Source organism: Propionibacterium sp. oral taxon 192 str. F0372 (assembly GCF_000413315.1).
GTDB lineage: Bacteria > Actinomycetota > Actinomycetes > Propionibacteriales > Propionibacteriaceae > Brooklawnia.
This window is the reverse complement of the sequence record NZ_KE340297.1, coordinates 1,192,090-1,200,710: the sequence shown is the minus strand read 5'-3', so window position 1 is coordinate 1,200,710 and position 8,621 is coordinate 1,192,090. Positions and strand designations below refer to the sequence as shown.

The following is an 8,621-nucleotide window of genomic DNA, read 5'->3' as shown; positions in this document are numbered from 1 at the left end:
TTCCCGAGCAAGATTGATTTTCTACCCCGATTTACTCTTCACCCCGCAGATCACTTGCTAGCCACAACAGTCAGAACGAGAAACCATTCCCCAGCGTCTCAAGCAAACTCGCATTGATTCTCGTGTATTCGCGAGCAAGCAACTCTCGCTCACCAAACTCAATCTGCGGCGGCTGATACTTCGCCCGAGCCCTGCGATAGGCACCCAACACGCCACGCGACAACTCACTGGAACGCACCGACGTCTTCAACCATTTTGGATCAAACTTCGCAGACACCGGCTGTCCGAACAACCCCAGGGTCACAACAACCCCATCCTCAAAATCTGAGCCCTGCACAGACTGACCAACCCACCTGGTGGGAGGCGCATCAGCAAGCTTCGCCATCTTGGCATCGACTTCGGCCCGCTCGAGACGAGCCATTCGCAAAGCGTCCCACCCCGCACTCGTCGGATAAGGAGTCACCGGCAGGGGTTCAGGAAGCGGCAACACATGGCGCGTCGTATGAAAAATCGCATTCATCGCGGTAAAAGCCGTCCAAAATGCCGTCTCAAGGCTTGATCCCTTGAGTTTCTCCCGCCAATTCAGCGACACCCGCACCCGTGTCATGACCCCATCGTCATCGGCCCACACCCGCACCGCCCGGCGGCCATCCGGGAACCCCTGGCTGGGCTCCCACCCCACATCATCGGGTTCCAGCCCGTCGTCCTCATCCACACTCTCATCAGTGCGATTCATCCCAGGAGGAGCCAAGAACTCCTCGTCATCGACCCACTCACCTTCCCAAGCCATGCCACATAGCGTACAAACTCCACGGGTCAACTGGAAGCCTTCACAAGTATTTTGAGGTCCCGGGTCTTGGAAGGAACGGAATCATGCCAAGTGAAACCAGAGAACAGTGCCCAAATGTATTCCGGATGGGGTGAAGTGTCAGGCCCCGGACGCCATGGTGGCGACCGATGCACTTGACTTCATCAAGAAGCAGGTAGGCCGACACGGGAGTCCTACCCGGCAACGTGCGATACCCTCAGCCAACCCGGTCGGTAAACCGCAGCGTTGTGCCGGACGAGCCCCCCGGCTGGCAGACCGGGCACCAAAACAGGTTGCGTCCGGCCAGCAGGGTCCCCTGGATCGGAGTCTTGCAGACCAAACAGGGCAGGCCGAGCCGCCGGTAGACATAGACCTCCCCGCCGTGAGCATCGACGCGCGGGGAACGGCCCATCCGTTCGGGCATGTGCCGGGCGGCGACTGTATCGATCACCCCACCACGCTCGCCAACCTTCATGAGTCCGACGAGATCGCTCCACATCGAGTCGAACACTTCGCGGGGGATTTGCTTGGCCGGGGCCATTGGATCGATGCCGTGCCGGAACAGCACCTCGGCCCGGTAGATGTTACCCACCCCGGCGAAAGCCTTCTGGTCGAGGAGTACCACGGAAATCGGTTTCTCAGACCGGTGCACCCGAGCCCAGGCCTTCTCCGGATCCGCGTCTGCGCGTAACGGATCAGGCCCACAGGAATCGACCACCTTCTCTCGGGTGATCGGATCAATCAGCCGGCACCACTGAGGCCCACGCAGATCCATCGCCCGCTCTTTGGTGGCAATCCGCAGACGCAAAGTATGGGGGTTGTGTTGCTCACCGACGGGTTCCAGGCGCAGCTTTCCGATCAACCCAAGATGGATCCACACGCTTTGCTCGGTGTCGAAGTCGATGAGCATGTGCTTGCCGACGGCATCGGCCCCAACCAGGGTGCAGCCATCCAGTTCGGCAGCCTCTGCAGCGAACCTGCCCTGGGGACTTGAGACCTCCACCTGCCGTCCCCCAAACTGCTCGGTAATGGCATTGGCTAGGTGGTGGATGATGTGTCCTTCGGGCATACGGACAAGGATAGGCGTCGACTCGGCCTCAGCCGCTCTCCGGTATAGAGCAATCTGCATTAGGCAATGCTTGCGTTGACAATAACTTAGGCAAACCTAAGTTGACCTTGAGATCCTGAGGTCTGACCAATCCCGCGCCGTAGAGTCATTGGATGTACTGACGCCTCGCAAAGGTGCACATTGGACAAGGTCGTCGAGTCAGCAGCCGGATCTGCCGGCACTCGTCCGGCGTCCAGTGAGGGAAGGGCTTCCATGACCGAAAATCGTCCGGACATCACACACCTCCCGGATCTGACCGATACGTCGGGCCGCGTCACCCCGGTCCGAACCCGCATGCCTATCTATGTCGACCTACTACCACCATGCAACAACGCCTGCCCGGCGGGGGAGAATATTCAGGAGTGGCTACGCCTCATCAAGGAGAACGAGACCGAAGCAGCATGGCGCCAACTCGTTCGCGACAATCCCTTCCCCGCCATCCACGGTCGGGTGTGTTATCACCCGTGTGAGACCGCCTGCAACCGCAAGGATCTCGACGCTGCGGTCTCCATCCACTCCGTCGAGCGTTACCTGGGTGACAAAGCCATCGAGAACAGGTGGGCACTACCCAAGCCCCGCACGAAGTCTGGTTTCAAGGTGCTGGTGATCGGCGCCGGGCCCTCTGGGCTGTCCGCGGCCTACCACTTGGCCAGGGTTGGCCACGAGGTGGAGATCCGCGACGCTGGGGAGAAGGCCGGGGGCATGATGCGCTACGGCATCCCCGAGTATCGCTTGCCTCGCGACGTCGTCGACGCCGAGATCAAGCGGGTCACCGACCTAGGCGTGAAGATCACCCTCAACCACACCGTAAACGATCTGCTCGCCGAACAACGCGAGGGTGGCTTCGATGCGGTCTTCATTGCGATCGGTGCTCACCTGTCCAAGCGCGTCGAGATTCCCTCAATGGATGCTGGGAAGATGGTTGATGCCGTCGATTTCCTGCGCCAAGTTGGTTCCGGCGAGAAACCACGGATCGGCCGTCGCGTCGCAGTCTATGGTGGCGGCAACACCGCCATGGATGCCGCTCGGGTGGCCCGTCGCATGGGTGCCGAGGAAGCGGTCATCATCTATCGGCGCACCGAAAAGCAGATGCCCGCCCACGCCGAAGAACTGGCCGACGCCCAGTCCGAGGGCGTGGAGGTGCACTGGCTGCGCACCATCAATGAGGTCTCCGCGGAAATCAAGGTCGAGATCATGGAGCTCGACGAGAATGGCCGGGCCCGCGGCACCGGAGAATTCGAGACCCTACCCGCTGACACCGTCATCATGGCGGTGGGCCAGGAAGCCGACACCGGCTTCCTGCGCAATATCCCAGGCTTACAGTTCACCGACGACGTCCTGTCGGTCGATCCGACCACCCTGATGACCGACGTCCCCGGTATCTTCGCGGGTGGCGACGCGGTGCCATCGGCTCGCACAGTTACCATCGGCGTCGGGCACGGCAAACGCGCCGCCCGGCAGATCAACACCTGGCTGAACCGCCAAGCAGTGAACGAACGCATCAAGCATCCGGTGGTGGAATTCGATGACCTGAACCTGTGGTACTTCGGTGAGCACCCCCGCTCGATCCAGCCCGAGTTGTCCGCCCGTGAGCGGGTCATCGACTTCGACGAGGTTGTCCAAGGCCTGTCTGACGACCAAGCCGTCTTCGAAGCCCGTCGCTGCCTGTCCTGCGGCAACTGCTTCGAATGCGACGGCTGCTTCGGAGCCTGCCCCGAGGATGCCATCATCAAACTCGGAAAAGGCCACAGATACCGCTTCGACTACGAGAAATGTACTGGTTGCGCCACATGCTTCGACCAGTGTCCCGTGCACGCCATCGAGATGATTGCGGAGAACTGATGAGCAGCAACGACAAGATCCCTGCCCCGAAGCCCAACATGCTGGGCGCCGAGGATCCCGTAGCCAACCTGGACCGCGACGATCCATCGGCATCCCCCACCGAAAAACGCTCCATCGTCGATGGCAACACCGCCGCAGCGGACGTCGCCTTCCGGGTGAATGAGCTCTGCTCGATCTACCCGATCACCCCATCCTCACCGATGGCTGAACTGGCCGACGAGTGGTCGGCAGTCAACCGTCCCAATATCTGGGGCGAGGTGCCCACCGTCATGGAGATGCAGTCGGAGGCGGGTGCCGCAGGCACCATGCACGGCGCTCTGCAGGCGGGCGCACTGTCGACGACCTTCACCGCATCCCAGGGATTGCTGCTGATGATCCCGAACATGTACAAGATCGCCGGCGAACTGACCTCCACCGTGATGCACGTCGCCGCGAGATCGCTGGCCGCCCAGGGCCTGTCTATCTTTGGCGACCACCAAGACGTCATGGCCGCTCGCCAGACCGGTTGGGCGATGCTCGCATCTTCCGGGGTCCAGGAATGCCACGACATGGCCCTCATCGCGCAGAACGCCACCTTGCGCACCCGGGTGCCGTTCTTGCACTTCTTCGACGGCTTCCGCACCTCGCACGAGCTGAATACCTGCATGATGTTGTCTGACAGCGTGTTGCGGGCGATGATCCCCGACGATTTGGTGCGCGAACACCGGGCCCGCGCATTGTCCCCGGCTAACCCGTTCATCCGCGGCACCGCGCAGAACGGCGACGTCTATTTCCAGGGCCGCGAGTCGTCGAACCCCTTCTACCTGAACACTCCGGGAGTGGTCCAGGATGCGATGGACCAGTTCGCATCCCTCACCGGACGCCAGTACCACTTGGCCGACTACCACGGCGCACCCGACGCCGACCGAGTCGTCGTGATCATGGGTTCGGGTGCCGAGGTGGTCGAGGAGGCCGTTGACCACCTGAATAGCAATGGTCACAAGGTCGGCATGCTGACCATCCGGCTGTACCGGCCGTTCCCCGCCCAGCAGGTACTCGCCGCGCTTCCTGCCTCGGTGCGCCGCATCGCCGTGCTGGACCGCACCAAGGAGCCTGGTTCCAACGGCGAGCCGCTCTTCTTGGACATCATGGCCACCTTGTCAGAAGCCGCTTCCACTGGCGAACGCGAGGTGCTGCCACGCATCACCGGTGGTCGCTACGGATTGTCCTCGAAGGACTTCACCCCGGCCATGGCGGTGGGCGTTTTCGATGAACTCGGACGCGACAAACCAAAGCCACGGTTCACCGTCGGCATCAACGACGACGTTACCCACCTGTCGATCGACTATGACAGGAGCATCGACCTGGAAGATCCGCTCATCAAGCGCGCAGTCTTCTACGGCATGGGTTCCGACGGCACCGTTGGCGCGAATAAGAACACCATCAAGATCCTCGGCGAGGATGCGGGTACCTACGCTCAGGGCTACTTCGTCTACGACTCGAAGAAGTCCGGTTCACGCACCACCTCCCATCTGCGTTTCGGACCCGACCCGATCCGCGCCCCCTATCTGGTGTCGAAGGCAGGTTTCATCGGTGTGCACCACTGGTCGATCCTGGAACGCATCGATGTGCTGCAGTTCGCCCGCAAGGCGGTCTACAACGAGAAGGGTGAGCGAGTCGGTGGCACCACGGTGCTCATCAACTCCCCCTTCCCCACCGAGGAGGTCTTCGACCGGCTTCCTGCCCCTATGCAGCAGAAGATCATTGATCTCAACATCGACCTGTATGCGATCAACGCCAATGAAGTGGCGCGCGTCGCGGGGCTGGGCGGGCGCACTAACACCGTGCTGCAGACCTGCTATTTCGCCATTTCTGGGGTGCTACCTTCCGATGTGGCCATTGAGCGGATCAAGACCTCGATCACCAAGACCTACTCAAAGAAATCGATGGAGATCGTCCGCAAGAATCACGCCGCAGTGGATTCAGCTCTGGCCGATCTGCATCACATCGAGGTTCCTGACCACGTCACCAGCGACCATGGCTACCTGAAACCGGTTCCAGACAGCGCACCGGAGTTCGTGCGCACTGTGACGGCGAAGATGCTCATCGATCAGGGCGACGATTTGCCGGTGTCGATGCTGCCGGTCGATGGCTCCTACCCATCAGGAACCACGCGTTACGAGAAACGCAACGTGTCGGACATCATCGCGGTGTGGGATGCCGAGAACTGCATCCAGTGTGGCAACTGTTCCTTCGTCTGCCCACACGGCGTGTTGCGTGCCAAGCACTATCCGCCGGAACGGCTTGAGGGCGCCCCGGCTTCCTTCGAGTCACAACCCCTTGATGCGGCCGGTCTGCCGGATAACCGCTACACCTTGCAGGTCTACGCTGAGGACTGCACCGGTTGTGGTCTGTGCGTGGAAGCCTGCCCAGTCACCCCGGTCGACAACCCCGGACGCAAGGCGATCAACTTGGCGCCGGTCCTCGACCGCACCGAGCAACGGGCCAATGTCGAGTTCTTCGAATCGATCCCACGACCGCGGCGCTCCCGGGTGAATTTCGGTACCGTCCGCGGTGTGCAGTTCATGCCCCCGCTGTTCGAATTCTCGGGCGCCTGCTCGGGCTGTGGCGAGACGCCGTACCTCAAGCTGCTCACCCAGTTGTTCGGTGACCGTCTCCAGGTGGCCAATGCGACTGGTTGTTCCTCAATCTACGGCGGCAACCTGCCCACCACCCCGTGGGCGAAGAACGACGAGGGGCGTGGCCCGGCTTGGTCGAATTCCCTTTTCGAGGACAATGCCGAGTTCGGTCTGGGCATGCGTTTGGCCGCTGACCTGCACAATGAGTTGGCTCGCAAACGACTGGCCCAGTTGCGTGTGGAGATCGGCGACGACGAACTGGTCGACGGGCTGCTGGACGGCGCCCAGGAAACCATGCACGACCTACGCAACCAGTACCGCCGCCAACAAGCACTTGCCGAACGGCTGGAGCAGTTGTCCGGTCCGCTGGTTGACGACCTGAAGTCGGTGGCTGACCATCTGCTGCGTCGCTCGGTGTGGATCATCGGCGGCGACGGCTGGGCATATGACATCGGTTCGGGTGGTCTCGACCACGTGCTGGCCTCCGGGCGCAATGTGAACGTCTTGGTGATGGACACTGAGGTGTACTCCAACACCGGTGGTCAGTCATCGAAGTCGACCCCGCTTGGCGCAATCGCCAAATTCGCTACCGCGGGCAAGACGACGAACAAAAAAGATCTCGCGATGCAGGCCGTCGCCTACGGCCACGTCTACGTGGCACGGGTGGCGATGGGGGCCGACCCACAGCAGACACTGACCGCCTTCCGCGAAGCAGAGGCCTTCGATGGGCCGTCGCTGATCATCGCCTACTCGCACTGCATCTCGCATGGATTCGACATGCGCTGGGGCTTGTCCCAGCAGTACAAGGCAGTCAACTCGGGGCACTGGCCGCTGATGCGGTTCAACCCCGTGCTGCGCGACGAGGGCAGGAACCCGTTCTTGCTCGACTCCCCGCGGCCTAGGCTGTCCCTGAGGGATTACCGGATGGGCGAGCTGCGGTTCAAGAATCTGGCCCGCAACGACCCCGAGGAAGCAGAGCGACTGCTGTCCATCGGTCAAGAACACGTGCTGCGTCGTTATGCGGAGTACGAGGAGATGGCCGGTCGCAGTGCAGACATGTTCATGGCTGACGCCCGAGCCAAGGAGAAATGATGCCGCGTTTCGATCCGCAAGCACTGAAGGCCGCCCAAGAATCTGCGAGGCAGAAGGCCGAACTGGGTTCCAACACCACAGATCTGCTGCTGTCCGTCGGTCAGGAAGTGGTCGCCCCGGAGCACCCCCACGCGACCGAGGAACTGGCCACCCGATACATGGGGCTGGTGCTACGTAACCCGATCGTCGCATCGGCTGGGCCGCTGTCCCAGACCGCCGATGGAATCAAGGCCCTAGCCGACGGCGGGGTGGGTGCTGTAGTCATGTACTCCTTGCTGGAGGAGCAGATCCGCTACGAAGCAGCCCACGCCGCCGAGCTCGAGGAGGAGGTGAATAATTCCTTCGCCGAGGCGCTCAGTTATTTCCCGACGACCTCCTCCAACAATTCCGGTCTCACCACCACCTATCTGAAGACCCTGGAAGACGGTGCGGCTGGCGTCGACATCCCGGTCATCGCATCCCTCAACGGATCGGTGAACGGTGAATGGACGCACACCGCGAAGCAGATGGCCGAGGCTGGTGCCGCGGGCATCGAGTTGAACGTCTACTGGGTACCTGGTGATTTCACCCCGGCCCGGGAGGTGGAGAAACGTTACCTGGATATCCTCGCCTCGGTGAAGTCCGAGGTGGAGATCCCGGTGGCGATGAAGCTGTCGCCATTCTTCTCTTCCTTCGGCGAGATGGCCCACAAACTGGACGACGCCGGGGCCGATGCCTTGGTGATATTCAACCGCTACCTGCAACCCGACATCGACTTGGAGCGCATGCAGACCACCTCCGGTTTTGAGCTGTCCGGTCCGGGAGATGCCCGTTTGCCGCGTTCCTGGATCGCCGCCCTGTTCGGTCGGCTGCATGCTTCCTTGGCCGCAACCTCCGGCGTGGAATCCGTAAACGACGTCATCAAATACGTGCTGGCCGGAGCCGATGTAGTGATGACCACTGCTGCGTTGGTGCGCAACGGCGCCGACTACGCGGGCCTGCTGGTCGACGGCCTTGTCGGCTGGCTGCATCGCAAGGGGCTGACCCTTAATCAAGCACGAGGCATGCTGGCCGTGCCACGGGAATCGGCCGTCGAGGAGTACGCGCGTGCCGGTTACGTCTCGGGGCTGGAGCAGGCGAAGAGCCGTTACGGGAAATGACTCTGAAGGGTCGG

General features: G+C 61.7%; 5 protein-coding genes. 3 read left to right on the top strand and 2 right to left on the bottom strand.

Annotation, left to right across the window (positions count from 1 at the left end; translation table 11 throughout):
- Window positions 1-70: 70 nt before the first annotated feature.
- Window positions 71-790, bottom strand: coding sequence for a hypothetical protein (locus tag HMPREF1531_RS05600; protein WP_016668954.1), 720 nt, complete (start codon window positions 788-790; stop codon window positions 71-73).
- Window positions 791-1,025: 235 nt separating this feature from the next.
- Entirely contained in the window at window positions 1,026-1,877 is an 852-nt protein-coding gene (locus HMPREF1531_RS05595; RefSeq protein WP_036897316.1) for an Fpg/Nei family DNA glycosylase, read from the bottom strand.
- Window positions 1,878-2,129: 252 nt separating this feature from the next.
- On the opposite strand from HMPREF1531_RS05595, the gene HMPREF1531_RS05590 reads away from it, so the two are divergent.
- The 3 genes from HMPREF1531_RS05590 to HMPREF1531_RS05580 are packed head-to-tail and all read left to right on the top strand — an operon-like array spanning window position 2,130 to window position 8,607.
- Window positions 2,130-3,758 carry an NAD(P)-binding protein gene (locus HMPREF1531_RS05590; RefSeq protein ID WP_016668952.1) on the top strand — a complete coding sequence of 543 codons (1,629 nt, stop codon included), beginning with the start codon at window positions 2,130-2,132 and terminating at the stop codon, window positions 3,756-3,758.
- 38 nt (window positions 3,759-3,796) lie between these two features.
- Window positions 3,797-7,468: a pyruvate:ferredoxin (flavodoxin) oxidoreductase gene (gene nifJ / locus HMPREF1531_RS05585; RefSeq protein WP_051123402.1), complete on the top strand. Its 3,672-nt coding sequence runs from the start codon at window positions 3,797-3,799 to the stop codon at window positions 7,466-7,468.
- Entirely contained in the window at window positions 7,468-8,607 is a 1,140-nt protein-coding gene (locus HMPREF1531_RS05580) for a dihydroorotate dehydrogenase-like protein (protein WP_016668950.1), read from the top strand. Before nifJ ends, HMPREF1531_RS05580 begins: the two co-directional genes overlap by 1 nt.
- The last annotated feature ends 14 nt before the right edge of the window (window positions 8,608-8,621 follow it).